Consider the following 17,539-nt stretch of genomic DNA (forward strand, 5'->3'; position numbering starts at 1 on the left):
TTTTTCGGCCCCCTCCCACGCCAAAGGAAAGGAGGGGGCCTTCTCGAAAAGCTCAGGTGTTCATCGAGTCGAAGAAGTCGTTGTTGCTCTTGGTCTGGCGCAGCTTGTCCATGAGGAACTCGATGGCGTCGGTGACGCCCATCGGGTTGAGGATGCGGCGCAGCACGTAGGTCTTCTTGAGCGAGTCCGGCGGAACCAGGAGCTCTTCCTTGCGGGTGCCCGAGCGGGTGATGTCGATGGCCGGGAAGATGCGCTTGTCCGAGACCTTGCGGTCCAGGATGATCTCGGAGTTGCCGGTGCCCTTGAACTCCTCGAAGATCACCTCGTCCATGCGCGAGCCGGTGTCGATGAGGGCGGTCGCGATGATTGAGAGCGAGCCGCCTTCCTCGATGTTGCGGGCGGCACCGAAGAAGCGCTTCGGCCGCTGTAGGGCGTTGGCGTCGACGCCGCCGGTCAGCACCTTGCCGGAGGACGGCACCACGGTGTTGTAGGCCCGGCCGAGGCGGGTGATCGAATCGAGCAGGATGACCACGTCGCGGCCGTGCTCCACGAGGCGCTTGGCCTTCTCGATCACCATCTCGGCCACCTGCACGTGACGAGTGGCCGGCTCATCGAAGGTCGAGGCGATGACCTCGCCCTTCACCGAGCGGATCATGTCGGTCACTTCCTCGGGGCGCTCGTCGATGAGCAGCACGATGAGGTAGCATTCCGGGTGGTTGATGGTGATCGACTGAGCGATGTTCTGCATCAGCACGGTCTTGCCCGTGCGCGGCGGCGCCACGATCAGGGCGCGCTGGCCCTTACCGATGGGGGCGACGATGTCGATGATCCGAGGGCTGAAATCTTTCTTCGGCGGATTGTCCAGTTCGAGCTTGAAGCGCTGCGTCGGGAACAGCGGCGTCAGGTTGTCGAAGTGGACCTTGTGCTTGATCTTCTCCGGGTTCTCGAAGTTGATCGTGTTGACCTTGAGCAGGGCGAAATAGCGCTCGCCGTCCTTCGGACCCCGGATCGGCCCCTCCACCGTGTCGCCCGTGCGCAGGCCGAATCGGCGGATTTGGGTCGGCGAGATGTAGATGTCGTCGGGACCCGGCAGGTAGTTCGAATCGGACGAGCGCAGGAAGCCGAAGCCGTCCTGCAGCACTTCGACGGTGCCGGCGCCGATGATCTCGACCTCCTTGGCCGCGAGCTGCTTCAAGATGGCGAACATCAGCTCCTGCTTGCGCATGGTCGAGGCGTTCTCGACCTCGACCTCTTCGGCGAAAGCGATCAGGTCGGTCGGCGTCTTCGACTTGAGATCCTGGAGCTTGACCTCGCGCTTGCTATCGAGATCGGCGGCGGCAAGGCCGCCCTCGGCCAGCGAATCCACGGGTTCAAGGGCGTCGTATGAGGCTGTCATGGGAATTCAAAACCTGGGAATTCAAAACCGCGGCAGGACGGACGGAAGGGCGGAATGCATTCTGGGATGGAGTCGCCGGGCGCGGTGAAGGCGCCTTTGGTCGGAGCGTCGAAGGGGGACGGCTCCGCGCATCGTCTTGAGGGAGCCTTGGGGCTCACGGGATGCAGCACGGCATAACGAGGAGGGAGTTCAGCCCTATCGTGATTCTCGATTTTTCTCAAGCCCTCAACCGGGACCGGCACGACCCGCCCCCGGGACGCGCCTATCAGCGGCGGCGCAGGCGAACGTAGAGGGCCCCGGCTCCGCCGTGGTGACGGGCCGCTTCCTCGAAACCGAGCACGATGCTGCGCAGCTCGGGCGCGCGCAGCCAATGCGGCACGCTGCGGCGCAGGACCCCGCGCTCCGAGAAGGCGTCGTTGTAATCCATCCCACCCTTGCCCGTGACGACGAGCACATGGGTGTGGCCGGCTGCCCGTGCCCGCATGAGGAACCCGGTCAGCGCGCCGTGGGCCTGGGCCTGGTACATCCCGTGGAGATCGATCCGGGCATCGACCTGGAGCGCGCCGCGCCGAAAAGCGAGACGGACGCGGCGCTCGAGCCCGGGCGCCAGGGCGGGAGCCGCGGCCGGCGGGGCGACGACGTGAGCGGGGAAGGCCGGAGGCGGATTGGGTTTCAGGGTGACGCGTTTCGCCGGCGGCTTCACGGCCGGCTTCGCAGGCGTCGCGGACGAAGGCTTGTGAGCCGGCTTCGCACCGGCCTTCGGCAGCGGCGTGGCGGGCGGATTGGCGTCCGGCGCTTTCGGCTTGGGCTTGGACTTCGCGCGCAGGGGCGTGATCAGGCGGGCGATCTCACCCCACAGGTAAGCGTCCTCGCCGGAGAGGCCACGGGGTCGGCGGGGGAGTCTCATGGTTGGGTCGGGGCGAGGGCAGGGGCCTTCGGGGGGACCTCGGCGGGGGCCTTCGAAGAGACCTCGGGAAAGGCCTTGGCCTCGCCGGAACGGGGCAGCAGCACGACGAAGCCGGCCGTCGCCCGTAGGTTGCCGGCGGCGACACCCGCAGCCTCGCCGGTGCCGAGGTAGAGATCGCCCCGGGCCGGGCCGACGATGGCCGAACCGGTGTCGGCCGCGATGGCGAGGCGCGCGGTCCGGGAATCGCCGGCGGCTTCGAGCCAGAACGGCAGGCCGTAGCGCCACAGGGTGGAATCCACCGCGAGGCTGTGTCCGGGGCTCAGCGCGGCGCCGGCGGCCCCCGGGGGGCCGAGCGACGGGTCCTCGACGGGCGCCAGCTTGAAGAAGATGTACGATTCGTTGCGGCGCATCAGGCGGCGGGCCGTCTCGGGGTTGTCCCGCAGCCAGCCCGTCCAGCGCGCCAGGGTGAGGCCGTCCAGGGGCAGATGGCCCTCGGTGACGATGAGTTTGCCGATGGAGGTGTAGGGCCGGCCGTTGCGCCCGTCATAGAGCACCCGCACCGTCCGGCCGTCGGTCAGGCGCACCCGCCCCGAGCCCTGGACCTGCAGCACGAACAGGTCGACGGGGTCGAGCCAGAGCAGCGCCTTGGCGACCTCCCCCAGGGCTCCGTCCTCGATGGCGGCACGGGTGGGATAGGGGGCCAGCCCCGTCTCCGTCCGGCGCGCGGCGCGGAGCGCCGGATCGAGGCCCGTTCGGGTCTCGCCGGGCTCCAGGCTCACGAGGTCGTCGGGCCGGGCGAGGACGGGCGCGGTGAAGCCCGGAGCCGCGACGGACGAGCCCGTGAGTTCCGGCTCGAAATACCCGGTCAGGAATCCCGCCCGGCGCTCGGGAACGCCGTCAACCGCGGGGCGGACGATCCGGTAGGCGTCGAACGCCGTAGCGAAGAAGGCGGCCGCGCCCTCGGGCGGGACGGCGGCGGCGCGGGCGCAGGCCGCCGCGAGATCGCCCGCATCGCCGGCGACCGACGGCGCCATCGGGACGGGGGCCGCCGCGCAGGTCCGGCGGAAGGCTTCGAGGGCACGGACCGGATCGGGACCGGGAAAGCCCGGCAGGCGCGCGAGATCGACCCACTCCAGCACCGCTCCGCCCGAGACCACTGCGCTCAAGACCCCTCCGCCCGAGACCGCTCCGCCCAAGCGCAGCGGCTCGGCCGCGTGGGCGACCGAGCCGGGGAGGGGAGGGCAGAGGGCGAGGGCGGCCAGGGCCGCGCCGAGGGCGAGTGGTCGCACGCGGTCCGGAGGGGTCAGGCGCCGGCTTCGGTGGCGACGAGCTGCCAGTTCGGGTCGCGGGTGCCGAGCGTCCGGGCGAAGGTCCACACGTCGGGCACCTCGACCACGGTCTCGGCGCTACCGTCGATCACCTGGCCCTGCGCGTTGCGGGTCGCGGTGATGAGGTGGGACAGGAAGTGTACCGTCACCTGGGCGACGCGGTTCTTCACGTCGACGGCGACGATCTCGGCCTTGTCGAGGGAGACGAAGGTGGTCTCGACCACTTCCTTCCGGCCCTCGCGGGCGTCGATCTCGCGCTCGAAGCCTTCGCAGACCTCCCGCGAGAGCAGGCTGCGCAGGGTCTTGCGGTCGCCCTTGGCGAAGGCGATCACGATGGCCTCGTAGGCCGACTTGGCACCCTCGACGAAGCCGCGCGGATCGAAACCGGGCTCCACCTGCACCACCGCTTCGAGGCCGTTGGCGATGGCCGAGCCCGGCTCGGCGATGCCGCGCCAGTCGCGGACCTCCGCCTTGGGGGCCGCTTGGCTCCGGTCGGCCTGCGCACGGTCGGCGCCGGGCAGGCGAACCACGTTGTCGCCCTCCGTCCGGTTGGCCGGGGGCTCCGTGCGGCTGCGGTCCACGGGCTTGAACGGCGAGCGTTCCGCTCCGGTCTTCTGGCCGAGCACCGAGCGCAGCCGCCAGATCACGAACACCGCCAGGGCGAGGAAGATCAAGGTCGTCAAGTCGAAGGAGTCCTGCATCACCGATCCTGATCGTGGCCGTCGCACGACAGCTGAAGTTCGAGGGGCTCCGGAAACCCCGCATCCCGCGCGTTGCGAGTCCGTTACCAAACTCCCGCACCAAACTCCCGTCGCACCGTCGCGCCCGGAGCCCGATCCAACCATGGATCCGGCCATGGGCGGGAGTTTTGCCAGCACTCTTAGCCGAGGCCCGCGCCGGGAGCGAGCCGGGTCGTTCAACCCGACCCGTCGAGCGCGCCCGCCGCAACGCCGTGGTGCGTTCTCGGCCTGCCGCGTTGTCCGGGATATGGTGCGTGCCCGGCCCGGTTCCAGCCGCCGCCAGCCGGCGCCTTGTTCGCACCGGATGGGCATGATAGCGCGCTCTCGCACCGGATGGGTGGTCGCAACCGTCGCAAGCACACAAGAACTGGCTCGGTCGCCGGCCCGCATGTGCTCCCAAGGATCGCGCCCCCAGGGCTCTTGAGAAGGACGACAACGCCATGGCCGACACATCGGCACCGAACGGGAACGGTGGCGCCACGGCGCAGGCCGAGGACCAGCTCCCCGCCATCAACGCCCTGGGGCAATACGCCAAGGATCTCTCCTTCGAGAATCCGAACGCCCCGCGCTCGCTTCAGCCCCAGGAATCCGCGCCGCAGATCAACATCCAGGTCAACGTCAACGCCAAGCAGCTCGCCGAAGAGGATTTCGAGGTCGAGCTGACCCTGGAGGGCGACGCCAAGACCGGCACCGAGGTGCTGTTCGCGTTCGAGCTGACCTATGCCGGCATCTTCCGCATGCGCAACATCCCGCAGGACCAGCTGCATCCGGCCGTGATGATCGAGTGCCCGCGCCTGCTGTTCCCGTTCGCGCGCCAGATCGTCGCCGAGGCCGTGCGCAATGGCGGCTTCCCGCCGCTCTACATCGACCCCATCGATTTCGTCGGCCTCTACCGCCAGAAGGCGATGGAAGCGCAAGGCGCCGAGACCGGCCCGCTCTCGTCCTGAGCCCGAGCGGTTCCCCGACGTCGCTTCGTCGAGCGAACGCTTTTTGCCCCGGCCTCACGGCCGGGGCTTTTCTTTGCCGTATCGTCCCCGTCGCAGACCGTGGTCCTGTGCCGGAATGAAGCTGGAACAGCACGACGCCCGGCCGGTTACCCGCCTTTCGCGCAGGAGGGGCCTATGACGGACCAGGAGAACCGGACACTGACCGTCTCCGAGCCCGGGGCCGTGCCGTGGCTCAGTGTGGTGTTCGGCTACGGACCGATGCTGCCCTTCGCAGCGGGCGCGGCGGCCGCGTGGTGGCTCGGCGGGGTCTGGGGCGAGCTGGCTCTGTCCCTCACCACCCTGTGGGGCTGCGCGATCCTGCTGTTCCTCTCCGGCGTCCGGCGCGGCCTTAGCTTCCGCACGGAGGGCGGTCCGACCTGGGTCCAGATCGCCACGATGCTGGCCCTGTTCCTCCTCGGCTTCTGCGCCCTCGTGCTCACGACCGGCGGCGCGACCGGCCCCGCGCTCATTCTGCTCATCGTCGGATTCGCCGGGATCGCCGTGCTCGATCCCATCGCGGCGCGCCGGGGCGAAGCGCCCCTGTTCTTCGCGCGCCTGCGTCCGCTCCAGATCCCCATCGCGATTCTGAGCCTTTGCGCGCTCCTCGCCCTGAAGCTGTAGACCGGCGCCGCACTCGGTCCGGGTGCCGGCCGCGCTCGTGATGCCGGCCGCGCTTGCCGCCCCGGCCCCCCCGCGATAGAGCCCGCGCAACCCCCAAAAACCCTCCGCAGAGCGAAACCACCATGGCCAAGGCCGATTCCAACAAGGCCGACACCCTGAAGCCGCGCCTGCCGCGCGGGTTCGTCGACCGCCGCGCGGACGAGATCGCCGCCCAGCACCGGATGCTGGAGACGATCCGCCAGAGCTTCGAACTCTACGGCTTCGAGGCCCTCGAGACCCCGTTCGTCGAATACACCGAGGCGCTCGGCAAGTTCCTGCCCGACCTCGACCGGCCGAACGAGGGCGTGTTCTCGTTCCAGGACGACGACGAATCCTGGCTGTCGCTGCGCTACGACCTCACGGCGCCGCTGGCCCGCCACGTCGCCGAGCATTTCGATTCCATCCCCAAGCCCTACCGCAGCTTCCGCGCCGGCTACGTCTTCCGCAATGAGAAGCCCGGCCCGGGGCGCTTCCGCCAGTTCATGCAGTTCGACGCCGACATCGTCGGGGCCGGCACCGTCGCGGCGGATGCCGAGATCTGCATGCTCATGGCTGACACCCTGGAGAAGCTCGGGCTCACCGGCCAGTTCGTCGTCAAGGTGAACAACCGCAAGGTGCTCGACGGCGTCATGGAGGCCATCGGCCTCGCGGGCGCCGACAAGGCGGGCCAGCGCCTCACCGTGCTGCGCGCCATCGACAAGCTCGACCGCCTCGGGCCCGACGGCGTGCGCGACCTTCTCGGTGCCGGACGTAAGGACGAGAGCGGCGACTTCACCAAGGGCGCCGGCCTCGATGCGGCGGCGGTGGAGCGCATCCTCGCCTACGTCTCGTTCCAGTCCGCCCCCGTGGAGGGCGCCGACCGCATGGCGTTCTGGGAGCAGTTCTTCGGCACCTGGACCGAGGTGGTGGGCGATTCGGTGACCGGCCGCGAGGGGATCGCCGAACTCCACGCGATGATGCGCCTGTGCGCGGCGGCCGGCTACGGTTTCGACCGGATCCGCGCCGACCCCAGCGTGGTGCGCGGCCTCGAATACTACACCGGCCCGGTCTACGAGGCGGAGCTGACCTTCCCGGTCGTGAACGAGGACGGCCAGACCGTGCGCTTCGGCTCGGTGGCGGGCGGCGGGCGCTACGACGGTCTCGTCGGGCGGTTCCGCTCGGAGCCGGTGCCGGCCACCGGCTTCTCCATCGGCGTCTCGCGCCTGTTCTCGGCGCTCCAGCTCACCGGGAGCCCGCTCCTGGAGGGCACAAGCAAGCCCGGCCCCGTGGTCGTGCTGGTGCTGGACCGCGAAAACATCGCCGATTACCAGCGCCTCGTCGCGGCCTTGCGCGGCGAAGGCATCCGGGCCGAGCTCTACCTCGGTGGCTCCGGCATGAAGGCGCAGATGAAGTACGCCGACCGGCGGGGTTCCCCCTGCGCCATCATCCAGGGCTCGAACGAGCGCGAGGCCGGCGAGGTCCAGATCAAGGACCTCATCGAGGGCGCCAAGGCCGCCGAGGGCATCAGCAGCAACGCCGAGTGGAAGGCCGCCCGGCCGGCGCAGTTCTCGGTGCCGGAGGCCGAGATGGTCGCGCGGGTGCGCGAAGTCCTGGCGCGACACTACTAGGGCACCGCCTCGGTGAACGATGCCAAGCGGAAGGGCGGGGGGACGCATCCCCCCGCCCTTTCGCGTTTCGTGGTCACTCCGTGTGGATTCGGGTTTTAGCTGCCGGGCTTCCACACGGCGTCCGAGACCACCAAGGGCTTCGGCAGCAGGCCGAGGCGGTGGAAGGTGTCGGCCACGGCCTGCTGGTCGGCCACGGTGCCGGCGTCGAGGGGCGTGACCCCGTAGGTGAGGCGCTTGAGGGCGACGGTGAGGATCGGGGCCGGGATGCCCACGGACGGCGCGAGTTCGGCCGCGACCGCATCGGTGTTGTCCTTGGCCCAGGCGTCGATGGTCCCGATGGCCGCCAGGGTGGTGTCGAGGACGGCGCGGTTGACGGCGGCGTCGGCGAAGGGGCGGCGCGAGAGGTAGAACTGCCGGTTCGGCACGAGGCCCTCACCGGTGACGAGGGTGCGTGCGCCCGTCGCCCGCTCGCCGGAGGCGAGGTAGGGGTCCCAGATCGCCCAGGCGTCGACGGAGCCGCGGGCGAAGGCCGCCGCCGCGTCGGCGGGTCCGAGGAAGGCGAGCTTCACCGCATCGTAGGGGATGCCCGCCGCTTCGAGGGCACGCACGAGGAAGTAGTGGACGTTGGAGCCCTTGTTGAGGGCGATGGTCCGGCCGCGCAGGTCGGCCACGGTGCGGATCGGGCTGTCGGCGGCGACGAGGATCGCTTCGCCCCGCGGCGCGGCCGGCTCGTGAGCGACGTAGACGAGATCGCGGCTCGCGGCCTGGGCGAAGATCGGCGGCGCCTCGCCGGCCGAGCCTAAATCGATGGCTCCGGCATTGAGCGCTTCCATCAGGGGCGGGCCCGACGGGAATTCCGACCACGTCACGCGGTAGCCGAGCGGCTTCAGACGCTCCTCCAGCAGGCCCTTGCCCTTGAGGAGCACGAGGGTGCCGTACTTCTGGTAGCCGATCCGGATCACCTTCTCGTCGGCCCGGGCCTGGAGGGTGAACAGCATCAGGAACGCGAGGGCGGCGGCGAACCACGCCCAGGCGCCGACGGATGGGACTTTCGGGGCGACGAGGGCATGGGTGGTGGCGCGTGGCATGGACGTTCTTCCGACAGGGGGAGGGGACGGGATTCGGTGGACACCGGAAGCGCGTTCCTCCCCCTCGCGGGGAGGAGTCGGAGGTGGGGGTGGCCGGGCGCTCCTCATCGAGCCAGGACTTCACTGTGCGGAGGCCGGCGGAACCACCCCCACCCTCGATCCCTCCCCGCAAGGGGAAGGGAGGTGCGTCCTCAGTGCGCCGACACCCGGCGGGGCACGATGTCGTTGGCCATCACCTCGCCGAAGGGCCCGTCGTTGCGGGCGTTGCTCGGGGCGACGCCGGTGGTGGCGCGCAAGGGGAGCTTCGGGAACACGAGTTCGGCGAAGCGGTAGGCTTCCTCGAGGTGCGGGTAGCCCGAGAGGATGAAGCGATCGATGCCCAGATCGATATACTCCTTCATCCGGTCGGCGACCTGATCCGCGGAGCCGACGAGGGCGGTGCCGGCGCCGCCGCGCACGAGGCCGACGCCGGCCCAGAGGTTGGGCGAGACCTCGAGCTTGGTGCGGTCGCCGCCGTGGAGCGCCATCATCCGGCTCTGGCCGACGGAATCCTGGCGCTTCAGGGTGGCCTGCGCCTTGGCGATGGTCTCGTCGTCGAGGCGCGAGATCAGGTTCTCGGCGGCCGCCCAGGCCTCGCCCTCGGTCTCGCGGACGATGACGTGCAGGCGGATGCCGTACGAGAATGTTTTGCCTTTCCGGTCGGCGGCCTCCCTGGCCTTGGCGATCTTCTCGGCCACGCCGGCCGGGGGCTCGCCCCAGGTCAGGTAGACTTCGCAATGCTCGGCCGCGACCTCGATGCCGGCGGGGGAGGAGCCGCCGAAATACAGCGGCGGGTAGGGCTTCTGCACGGGCGGGAAGATCACCCGGCCCTCCTCGACCTTGAGGTGCTTGCCTTCGTAGCTGACGGTCTCGCCGGACATCAGCCCGCGCCAGATGTGCAGGAACTCGTCGGTGACGACGTAGCGCTCGTCGTGATCGAGGAACACGCCGTCGCCGCGCAGCTCCACCGGATCGCCGCCCGTGACCACGTTGATGAGGAGGCGGCCGTCGGAGATCCGGTCGAGGGTGGCGGCCATGCGGGCGGCGACGGCCGGTTCCTGCAGGCCGGGGCGCACGGCGACGAGAAAGCGCAGGCGCTGGGTCAGGGGGACGAGGGCGGAGGCCACCACCCAGGAATCCTCGCACGAGCGGCCCGTGGGTAGGAGCACGCCATAATAGCCGAGCTCGTCCGCCGCCTGCGCGATCTGGCGGAGATACGGCAGCGTGACGGCGCGCGCGCCCTCCTGGGCACCGAGGTAGCGGCCGTCGCCGTGGGTGGGCAGGAACCAGAGGACGTCGGTCTGACCGGTCATGGGAAACTCTTTCGGATGAGGGGCGAAAGCGCGGCCGAAGCCGGCGCTTGGTTCTGTAGGATGCCCGGCTCAGGCCGGCGCTTGGTTCTGAAGCAGATGGTCGAGGATGCGGCCTTCGAGGGCCGCGAGGTCCGGGTCGCCGCGCCGGCGCGGGCGGGGCACGTCGACCTTCACGTCGAGGGCGATGTGCCCGTTCTCGACGACGAGGATGCGGTCGGCCATGGCCACGGCCTCGGCGACGTCGTGGGTGACGAGGAGGGCGGTGAAGCCCTGTGCCTGCCAGATCGCCTCGATCATCGCCTGCATGTCGATGCGGGTGAGGGCGTCGAGGGCCCCGAGGGGCTCGTCGAGGGCGAGCAGGCCGGGGCGGGAGACGAGGGCGCGGGCGAGCGCCACGCGCTGACGCTGGCCGCCGGACAGGGTGGCGGGCCAGTTGGCCGACTTGTCGGTGAGGCCGACCTCGGCCAGCGCGCTCGCGGCCCGCGCCCGGCGCTCGGCCCGGGTGCCGGTTTCGCCCAAGCCCACCGCGACGTTGTCCACCACCTTGGCCCAGGGCAGGAGGCGCGGCTCCTGGAACATGATGCGCTTCGGGGGCGCCCGCACGGCGTCGGATTCGAGGACGACGCGGCCGGCGCTCGGCTGCTCCAGGCCGAGGATGAGGCGCAGCAAGGTGCTCTTGCCGCAGCCCGAACGGCCGACGACGGCCACGAACTGCCCGGCCGGGATATGGAGGTCGAGGCCGGCGATGACCGTATGCCCGTCGAAGGATTTCGACAGGTCGCGGACGGTGACGGCGAGGCCGCCGGTGGCCTCGGGCGGCCGGGCGCGGGGGGCGGTACCCTTCGCCGGCCGATCGGCGGGCTTCTGAACGGGGACGGTTTCGGGCGCGGCGTCGTGGACGCGCAGGGCGGTGGCGGTCATGGCCGGGTCCGTTGGAGTTCTTCGAGGGCTTGGAGCGAGGCGGCGCCTCAGACGGTCCGGTAGGCGGGATTCCAGGCGAGACAGGTGCGCTCGAGCCAGCGGGTGAGCACGTCGGCGAGCTTGCCGAGGCCGGCATAGATCACGATGGCCAGCACCACGACATCGACGAGCATGAACTCGCGTGCCTGCATGGCCATGTAGCCGAGCCCCGACGAAGCCGAGATGGTCTCGGCGACGATGAGGGTCAGCCACATGATGCCGAGCGCGTAGCGCAGGCCGACGAAGATCGACGGCAGGGCGCCGGGCAGGACCACGCGGGTGAACAGGCTCCACGACGACAGGCCGTAGACCCGGCCCATCTCCACGAGCTGCGGATCGACGGAGCGGATGCCGTGCAGCGTGTTGGCGTAGACGGGGAAGAACACGCCGAGCGCCACGAGGAAGAGCTTGGCCTCCTCGCCGATGCCGAACCACAGGATCACCAGGGGAATGAGGGACAGGTGGGGCACGTTGCGCACCATCTGCACGGTGGTGTCCGTGAGCCGGTCGGAGGCGCGCGACAGGCCGTTGGCGAGGCCGAGCGCGAAGCCGATGCCGCCGCCGACGGCGAAGCCCGCCAGCGCCCGCAGGGTGCTGACCCAGAGGTTGGCCCAGAGTTCGCCCGTGCGGCCGAGCTGCCAGCCCGCCGCGATCACATCCAGGGGCGCCGGCATGAACCGGGTCGAGACGAGGCCGGCCGAACTCGCCGCCTGCCAGCCGAGCACGATGCCGAGGGGCAGGAGCCAGGGAACGAGGCGCTGGGCGGCGCCGTCACGCAGACGCGTGGAGAGCCGCGGCGCGGAAAGGGAGGGACTTGCCATGGGATGTCAGCCGTTGGGAGGGACCGCCCATACGGCGTCGCGGACGCGGATGGGCTTCTCGGGGTCAGGCCTGCGCCGATGCGGGGCGGGGCCGCCTTCGGATCACCGGGCGGCGCCGGCCACGGCACGGACGCCGCCACGCGCGGCCGAGGCGTGGATGAGCTGACTCGCGAGCTGGCCCGCCGCATCGGAGACCCGCGCGCGCACGCCGGGATCCGTCAGGGCCCCATCGGTGAAGTCGGCATCGGACGCGTAGACGGCGGTCGGCAGGGCGAGCGCCCCGAAGAATCCGAACAGGGGCCGGAAGGCGTGCTCGACCACGAGGGCATGGCGGGCGCCTCCGCCCGTGGCGACGATGGCCACGGGCTTGCCCGTGAGCGCCGTCGGATCGACGAGGTCGAACAGGTGCTTGAACAGGCCCGTATAGGCGCCCTTGTAGACGGGCGACCCGACGATGAGGGCGTCGGCGCCCTCGATGGCCTCGACGATGCGGCGCGCCGGGAGGGACAGGTCCTGGCGCGACCAGGCCGCGCCGAGGGCGGTGCCGGCATCGACCATGTCGAACAGCTGGATCTCGGCTTGGATCTGCGTCTCGGTCTGGGCGGCGACAGCCTCGACGAGGCTGCGCGTCTTCGAGGGGCGCTGCAGGTTCGCGCTGAAACCGACGATGCGGGGGCGGGTCATGAATGTTCCGATCGAACAGCTTTTCGGAGGACAGACAGCGTCGCTCGAAGCAACTCTGTATTCACGAAAAGATGTCCCACGGTCACCCGTCGGTCAATGAAACGTTCCCTCAAAGATACCCCAGAGCGAAGACGAACACTCTTCGATCCCGGACGAGAAGAGAATATTGTTTTGTCCGCGGCCGAGGGGCTCCGAAACCGAGAGGGCACTGCACCATCGGTGCGGACGGTTCAGCTGTCGGGTGCGTTGGCATCGAGCCAGGCGACGGCCCCCGTCAGGTCGAAGCCGTGGCGGGTGCCGAAGGCGAGCACCGCGTCGCGACGCATGCGCCCGTCGAGGACCGCGGCGAGGGCGTAGAGGGTCAAGGAACGCGTGCCGGAGCGGCAATGGGCGACGACGGGACCGGGGGCAGCTCGCAGGCTCGCGCGAAACGCATCGATCTCGGGCCGCCCCAGGGTGGCCCCCGTCACCGGCAGGTGGTGATAGGCGAGGCCCGCTTCCTGCGCGGCGGCGGCCTCGGCCTCAGTGCCGGGCTGGCCGGGCTCCTCGCCGTCCGGCCGGTTGTTGATCAGGGTGGTGACGCCCGCGCGTCCGAGCGCAGCGATCTCGTCGAGGGCCGGCTGACCCGCGACCGAGACGGTGTCGTCGATTCGGGTGAGGCGCATGGGTCAGGCCGTTCCGTCTTCGCCGAGATAGTCGCGCCAGACGGAGGCCGGGCCGAGGGTGGCGAGGAAGGCGGCGTGGCGGGCGCTCTCGTCCGGGGTGAGTCGGTGGCGCAGGCGGCGCGGGCCGATGGGGGCACCGTCCTCGGCCAGCGCCGGCCCGGTCTCGGCCGGAATTTCGGCGACGGCGAGCCCGAGGCTGGTCTGCTTGCCGCCGAGCAGCTCGACATAGACCTCCGCCAGGATCTGCGAATCGAGCAACGCCCCGTGCTTCGTGCGCCGGGTGGTGTCGATGCCGTAGCGCACGCACAGGGCGTCGAGGGTGTTGGAGGCGCCCGTGTGCTTGCGCCGCGCGAGTTGCAGGGTGTCGATGACGGCGGCGAGATCGATGGGCGGTGGGGCCGCGGCGCCGAGGCGGGCGTATTCCATGTTGAGGAAGCCGACGTCGAAGGGCGCGTTGTGGATCACCAGGGGGGAGTCGCCGCAGAAGTCGCGGAACTCGTCGACGATGTCGGCGAAGAGCGGCTTGTCGGCCAGCATCGCATCCGAGATGCCGTGCACCCCGAAGGCGCCCTGGGAAACCGGCCGGGTGGGATTCACGAGTTTGTGGAAGACCTTGCCGGTCTGCACGTGGTTGATGAGCTCGACGCAGCCGATCTCGATGAGGCGGTCGCCGTTCTTGGCGTCGGTGCCGGTGGTCTCGGTGTCGAGGACGATCTCACGCAGCATCGCTTGGGGTCCATGGGGCCGGGGGTCGCGACGACCATGCGCCGGAGACCGGGCCGGTTCAAGGCGGCGATGGCATCCCGCGCAGACGGTCCAGGATCGCATCGACCTCGGCCTCGGCATGGGCGAAGCCGAGGCCGGTATCGAGGACGAAATCCGCCCGAGCGCGCTTCTCGGCGTCGGGCAGCTGCTTGGCGAGGATCGACGCGAAGGTCGCCGCGTCCATGCCGGGCCGGGCCAGCACCCGTTCGCGCTGAACCTCGGCCGGCGCCGTGACGACGAGGACCGCGTCGCAGCGCGCGTCCCCGCCCGTCTCGAACAGGAGCGGGATGTCGAGGACGACGACGGGGGCCTGCGCGTGGGCGGCGAGAAAATCGGCACCGGCCCGGCGCGCCAGAGGATGGACCAGCCGCTCCAGGGCGGCGAGGCGCTCCGGGTGGCCGAGCACTTCGCCGCGCAGCCGCTCGCGATCGACGGACCCGTCCGGGGCCAGAACACCGGGAAATTCCTCCGCGATGGCGTGGGCCGCCGCGCCGCCGGGTGCGTAGAGGGCATGGACCGCCGCATCCGCATCGTGGACGGGAACGCCGCGTGCGGAAAACATCGCGGCGGTGGCGGATTTCCCCATGCCGATGGAGCCGGTGAGGCCGAGGACGAGGGGGCGGCTCACGAACCGGCCTTCGATCCGGCTTTTGGGCCGACGATATCGGCGACGAGGCGCTCGCGCAGGGCCGGCGTCACGGCCGGATGCACGCCGAACCAGCGTGCGAAACCCGGCACCGCCTGATGCAGCAGCATCCCGAGTCCGTCGACGGCGGCCAGGCCCCGGGCACGGGCGGCGGCGAGCAACGGCGTCTCCAGGGGCACGTAGACGATGTCGGCGACGCATGCCGTGGCGGGCAGGGGCGTCAGGTCGAGATCGAGGGCGCCATGGCCCGCCATGCCGAGGGAGGTGGTGTTGACGAGCAGCCCGGTTCCGGGGAGCGCGGCGGGCAGGTCGGCCCAATCGCAAGCGGCGACCCGATCTGGATCGAGGGCGACGAGAGCCTCCGCCCGGGCGCGGGTGCGGTTGGCTACCCGGATTCGGCTCAGGCCGCGCTCCAGCAGGCCGACCACGATGGCGCGGGCCGCGCCCCCGGCCCCGAGCACAAGGGCGGCGCCGCCCGTGCGCTCCACCCAATCGGCGCCGAGACTCCGGTCGAGATGGGCGATGAAGCCCGGCGCGTCGGTGTTGTCCCCCCACAGGCGTCCGTGCGTGTCGAAGAACACGGTGTTGACCGCGCCGATCTTCTCCGCGCGCGGCGTCAGTGCGTCTACGAGGCGAGAGGCCGCCTCCTTGTGCGGGATCGTGACGTTGCCGCCAGCGAATCCGTGTTCGCGCAGGGTCAACAGGAAATCCGGGAACGCGTCCGGGGCCACGTCGACGCGCGCGTAGGTCCCCGCGATCCCGTGCTCGGCGAGCCAATGACCGTGGATCAGGGGCGAGCGCGAATGGGCGATGGGATGCCCGACAACGAAGGCCTTCGTCACACCACGTCCTCCGAGGCCAGGATACAGGCGGGGCCGTCCGCCCCTTCGATCTGCACCGTCGCGTGCCCGATGCCGAAGGTCTTGCGCAAGTCCTCGGCGAGGCCGAGCAGGAAGGCGTTGCCCGGGTGGCCCCCCGGCATGACGAGGTGGACGGTCAGCGCGATCTCGGTGGTGCTCATCGGCCAGATGTGGAGATCGTGGAGCGCCGACACCCCGGGCCGGGCACGGAGGAAGCCGCGCACGGCCTCCGGGTCGATCCCCGGCGGCACCGCCGAGAGGGCCATGATCACGCTGTCGCGCAGGAGGCCCCAGGTCATCCAGACGATGAGGCCGGCGATGGCGAGACTGACCGCGGGGTCGATCCACGCGGCTCCCGTGAGCACGATGGCGAGGCCGGCCAGCACCACCCCGAGGGACACGGCGGCATCCGCCACCATGTGCAGGTAGGCGCCGCGGATGTTGATGTCGCTGCCCTTGCCGGAGGCGAACAGCCAGGCGGTGATGCCGTTGATGACGATACCGATGCCGGCCACCACCATCACGGTGACGCCCGCCACGGGCTCGGGGGCCAGGAGCCGGAGGATCGCCTCCCAGATGATGGCGCCCGTGGCGACCAGCAGGAACACGGCGTTGAACAGGGCGGCGAGGATCGAGGAGGAGCGAAGCCCGTAGGTGAAGCGCGGGCTCGGAGCGCGCTTCACCAGCACCGAGGCGATCCAGGCGACGACGAGGCCGAGCACGTCGGAGAGGTTGTGGCCCGCATCGGCCACGAGGGCCATGGATTGCGAGGCGAAGCCGTAGCCGGCTTCGACGATCACGAACCCGGTGTTGAGAACGATGCCGATGGCGAAGGCCCGGCCGAACGAGGCCGGGGCGTGGACGTGTCCACCCCCATGGCCACCGCCGTGATGACTCCCGCCGTGGCTGTGCCGATGCCCGTGATCGTGGCCCGCATGATCATGACCGGCGTGATCGTGGGGGTGGTCGTGTCCGGCCATGGGGGTCTCCGTGGCGCTGCCCGGCGGCGCCGTCGCGGCCGGGAAGAAACCCTGTGCGCGAGGCGTCTCGCGACGAGGCCTTAGCCGCGATCCGTCGGTCCATCCAGGGCGGATGACGACGCGGTCGTCCCGTCCGCGCGATGGCCTCGGCCGAGCCAGGCCTAATCGAGGAAACCCTGGAACACCGTCAGGACCAGCGGAATGGCGAGGCCGGCCAGGATGGTCTGGACCGCCACGATCCCCGCCATCAGCGGTGCGTCGCCGCCGAGCTGGCGCGCCATGATGTAGGAGGACGAGGCGGTGGGGAGAACCTGGAAGATCAGGGCGGTCACGGCGGCGGGGCCGTGGAGGCCGACGGCGCGGCAGGCCAGCACCGTCGCCACGGGCATCAGCACGAACTTGACGGCCGACGACACCAGGACCGGGCGCATCCAGGTCCGCGCCGCCGACAGGTCGAGGGCGGCTCCGACACAGAGCAGGCCCAGCGGCAGGGACGCCTGCCCCAGCGCCTTGAGCATCGGCTCGATCCCCGGCGGGAGGTGCAGTCCCGACGCCTGGAGGAGGATGCCACCGAAGCACGCGATCACCAGGGGATTGAGGGCGAGCTGGCGGGCGAGGCCGGCCGGTCCGGGCCGTTCGCCGGTGCCGAAGCGGGCGAAGACGAGCACGCACAGGATGTTCACCGTGGGCACGATGGCGGCGTTCGCCACCGCCGCGAGGGCGAGCCCTTGCGCACCGAACACCCCGATCGCCGCCGAGACGCCGACGTAGTTGTTGAAGCGGATGCCGCCCTGGAACACCGAGGTGAAGGACGCCCCCTGGAAGCCGAGGCGTGATCGCGCCAGGAGCAGGATCGCCGCGACCGCGCAGGTGGAGACCACCAGCACCACGACCAGGGCCAGCACCGGCACGCCGTCCAGCCGCGCCGTCGTGAGCCCGTGCACCATCAGGGACGGCAGCAGCACGTAGTAGCTGAGGCGTTCGGCCTGGGGCCAGAAGCCCTCGCCGAGGAAGCCGACGCGGCGCAATGTGGCGCCCAGCGCGATCAGTAAGCCGATGGGCACCAGGGCGAGGAGGACGGACCCGATCATCGC

The 17,539-nt window shown here is 70.5% G+C and carries 18 protein-coding genes; 3 read left to right on the top strand and 15 right to left on the bottom strand.

What is annotated here, in order from left to right; genetic code table 11:
• Positions 1 to 52: 52 nt before the first annotated feature.
• The 4 genes from rho to ASF27_RS13465 all read right to left on the bottom strand — a co-directional run bounded on the left by rho (position 53) and on the right by ASF27_RS13465 (position 4,332).
• Positions 53 to 1,396 carry a transcription termination factor Rho gene (gene rho, locus ASF27_RS13450; protein ID WP_056172508.1) on the bottom strand — a complete coding sequence of 448 codons (1,344 nt, stop codon included), beginning with the start codon at positions 1,394 to 1,396 and terminating at the stop codon, positions 53 to 55.
• A gap of 265 nt (positions 1,397 to 1,661) precedes the next feature.
• A complete protein-coding gene (locus ASF27_RS13455) occupies positions 1,662 to 2,303 on the bottom strand; it encodes a Smr/MutS family protein (RefSeq protein ID WP_056360744.1) in 642 nt (213 codons plus the stop codon).
• On the bottom strand, positions 2,300 to 3,505 hold the full coding sequence (locus tag ASF27_RS13460) for an MltA domain-containing protein (protein WP_082479135.1): 1,206 nt from the start codon (positions 3,503 to 3,505) through the stop codon (positions 2,300 to 2,302). Before ASF27_RS13460 ends, ASF27_RS13455 begins: the two co-directional genes overlap by 4 nt.
• Before the next feature lie 101 nt (positions 3,506 to 3,606).
• Positions 3,607 to 4,332: a Tim44/TimA family putative adaptor protein gene (locus tag ASF27_RS13465; protein WP_056172518.1), complete on the bottom strand. Its 726-nt coding sequence runs from the start codon at positions 4,330 to 4,332 to the stop codon at positions 3,607 to 3,609.
• A 479-nt stretch (positions 4,333 to 4,811) separates the two neighbouring features.
• Between ASF27_RS13465 and secB the strand changes: the two genes are divergently transcribed.
• From secB to hisS, 3 genes are all read left to right on the top strand, one after another.
• On the top strand, positions 4,812 to 5,318 hold the full coding sequence (secB, locus tag ASF27_RS13470; protein ID WP_056172521.1) for a protein-export chaperone SecB: 507 nt from the start codon (positions 4,812 to 4,814) through the stop codon (positions 5,316 to 5,318).
• A gap of 174 nt (positions 5,319 to 5,492) precedes the next feature.
• Positions 5,493 to 5,978: a DUF3429 domain-containing protein gene (locus ASF27_RS13475; RefSeq protein WP_056172524.1), complete on the top strand. Its 486-nt coding sequence runs from the start codon at positions 5,493 to 5,495 to the stop codon at positions 5,976 to 5,978.
• A gap of 122 nt (positions 5,979 to 6,100) precedes the next feature.
• Complete coding sequence (hisS, locus tag ASF27_RS13480; protein ID WP_056306291.1) at positions 6,101 to 7,624, top strand: histidine--tRNA ligase; 1,524 nt, start codon at positions 6,101 to 6,103, stop codon at positions 7,622 to 7,624.
• A 95-nt stretch (positions 7,625 to 7,719) separates the two neighbouring features.
• Here the strand turns inward: hisS and ASF27_RS13485 are convergent, their stop codons facing one another.
• From ASF27_RS13485 to ASF27_RS13535, 11 genes are all read right to left on the bottom strand, one after another.
• On the bottom strand, positions 7,720 to 8,712 hold the full coding sequence (locus tag ASF27_RS13485) for a sulfonate ABC transporter substrate-binding protein (RefSeq protein ID WP_056360750.1): 993 nt from the start codon (positions 8,710 to 8,712) through the stop codon (positions 7,720 to 7,722).
• A gap of 191 nt (positions 8,713 to 8,903) precedes the next feature.
• Positions 8,904 to 10,064 (bottom strand): FMNH2-dependent alkanesulfonate monooxygenase, encoded by a 1,161-nt coding sequence (ssuD, locus tag ASF27_RS13490; protein WP_056266749.1) that lies wholly within the window; start codon positions 10,062 to 10,064, stop codon positions 8,904 to 8,906.
• Between the two features lie 69 nt (positions 10,065 to 10,133).
• The gene (locus ASF27_RS13495) at positions 10,134 to 10,985 is read right to left on the bottom strand and encodes an ATP-binding cassette domain-containing protein (RefSeq protein WP_056306289.1); all 852 of its coding nucleotides are present in this window, start codon (positions 10,983 to 10,985) and stop codon (positions 10,134 to 10,136) included.
• A 47-nt stretch (positions 10,986 to 11,032) separates the two neighbouring features.
• Positions 11,033 to 11,845: an aliphatic sulfonate ABC transporter permease SsuC gene (ssuC, locus tag ASF27_RS13500; RefSeq protein WP_056172542.1), complete on the bottom strand. Its 813-nt coding sequence runs from the start codon at positions 11,843 to 11,845 to the stop codon at positions 11,033 to 11,035.
• A gap of 102 nt (positions 11,846 to 11,947) precedes the next feature.
• The gene (msuE, locus tag ASF27_RS13505) at positions 11,948 to 12,529 is read right to left on the bottom strand and encodes an FMN reductase (RefSeq protein WP_056172546.1); all 582 of its coding nucleotides are present in this window, start codon (positions 12,527 to 12,529) and stop codon (positions 11,948 to 11,950) included.
• 230 nt (positions 12,530 to 12,759) lie between these two features.
• Positions 12,760 to 13,194, bottom strand: a complete 435-nt coding sequence (locus tag ASF27_RS13510) for a TIGR01244 family sulfur transferase (RefSeq protein WP_056266753.1) — start codon at positions 13,192 to 13,194, stop codon at positions 12,760 to 12,762.
• Between the two features lie 3 nt (positions 13,195 to 13,197).
• Entirely contained in the window at positions 13,198 to 13,920 is a 723-nt protein-coding gene (gene dnaQ, locus ASF27_RS13515) for a DNA polymerase III subunit epsilon (RefSeq protein ID WP_056172552.1), read from the bottom strand.
• Between the two features lie 58 nt (positions 13,921 to 13,978).
• Positions 13,979 to 14,587 carry a dephospho-CoA kinase gene (gene coaE / locus ASF27_RS13520; protein WP_056266756.1) on the bottom strand — a complete coding sequence of 203 codons (609 nt, stop codon included), beginning with the start codon at positions 14,585 to 14,587 and terminating at the stop codon, positions 13,979 to 13,981.
• On the bottom strand, positions 14,584 to 15,447 hold the full coding sequence (locus ASF27_RS13525; RefSeq protein ID WP_056360752.1) for a shikimate dehydrogenase: 864 nt from the start codon (positions 15,445 to 15,447) through the stop codon (positions 14,584 to 14,586). Before ASF27_RS13525 ends, coaE begins: the two co-directional genes overlap by 4 nt.
• Positions 15,444 to 16,445, bottom strand: coding sequence for a cation diffusion facilitator family transporter (locus tag ASF27_RS13530; protein WP_056360755.1), 1,002 nt, complete (start codon positions 16,443 to 16,445; stop codon positions 15,444 to 15,446). The genes ASF27_RS13525 and ASF27_RS13530 overlap by 4 nt, the downstream gene beginning before the upstream one ends.
• Positions 16,446 to 16,606: 161 nt before the next feature.
• Positions 16,607 to 17,536: an AEC family transporter gene (locus ASF27_RS13535; RefSeq protein WP_056172564.1), complete on the bottom strand. Its 930-nt coding sequence runs from the start codon at positions 17,534 to 17,536 to the stop codon at positions 16,607 to 16,609.
• Positions 17,537 to 17,539 lie beyond the last annotated feature (3 nt).

The sequence above is a fragment of the Methylobacterium sp. Leaf102 genome, assembly GCF_001422425.1.
Lineage (GTDB): Bacteria > Pseudomonadota > Alphaproteobacteria > Rhizobiales > Beijerinckiaceae > Methylobacterium.

Coding starts and splice junctions, on each gene's coding strand:
- ASF27_RS13465 (WP_056172518.1), bottom strand. CDS start 4,332: ATGCAGGACTCCTTCGACTTGACGACCTTGATCTTCCTCGCCCTGGCG.
- ASF27_RS13530 (WP_056360755.1), bottom strand. CDS start 16,445: ATGGCCGGACACGACCACCCCCACGATCACGCCGGTCATGATCATGCG.
- ASF27_RS13475 (WP_056172524.1), top strand. CDS start 5,493: ATGACGGACCAGGAGAACCGGACACTGACCGTCTCCGAGCCCGGGGCC.
- ASF27_RS13485 (WP_056360750.1), bottom strand. CDS start 8,712: ATGCCACGCGCCACCACCCATGCCCTCGTCGCCCCGAAAGTCCCATCC.
- ASF27_RS13510 (WP_056266753.1), bottom strand. CDS start 13,194: ATGCGCCTCACCCGAATCGACGACACCGTCTCGGTCGCGGGTCAGCCG.
- secB (WP_056172521.1), top strand. CDS start 4,812: ATGGCCGACACATCGGCACCGAACGGGAACGGTGGCGCCACGGCGCAG.
- ssuD (WP_056266749.1), bottom strand. CDS start 10,064: ATGACCGGTCAGACCGACGTCCTCTGGTTCCTGCCCACCCACGGCGAC.
- ASF27_RS13455 (WP_056360744.1), bottom strand. CDS start 2,303: ATGAGACTCCCCCGCCGACCCCGTGGCCTCTCCGGCGAGGACGCTTAC.
- ASF27_RS13495 (WP_056306289.1), bottom strand. CDS start 10,985: ATGACCGCCACCGCCCTGCGCGTCCACGACGCCGCGCCCGAAACCGTC.
- dnaQ (WP_056172552.1), bottom strand. CDS start 13,920: ATGCTGCGTGAGATCGTCCTCGACACCGAGACCACCGGCACCGACGCC.
- ASF27_RS13535 (WP_056172564.1), bottom strand. CDS start 17,536: ATGATCGGGTCCGTCCTCCTCGCCCTGGTGCCCATCGGCTTACTGATC.
- hisS (WP_056306291.1), top strand. CDS start 6,101: ATGGCCAAGGCCGATTCCAACAAGGCCGACACCCTGAAGCCGCGCCTG.
- msuE (WP_056172546.1), bottom strand. CDS start 12,529: ATGACCCGCCCCCGCATCGTCGGTTTCAGCGCGAACCTGCAGCGCCCC.
- rho (WP_056172508.1), bottom strand. CDS start 1,396: ATGACAGCCTCATACGACGCCCTTGAACCCGTGGATTCGCTGGCCGAG.
- ssuC (WP_056172542.1), bottom strand. CDS start 11,845: ATGGCAAGTCCCTCCCTTTCCGCGCCGCGGCTCTCCACGCGTCTGCGT.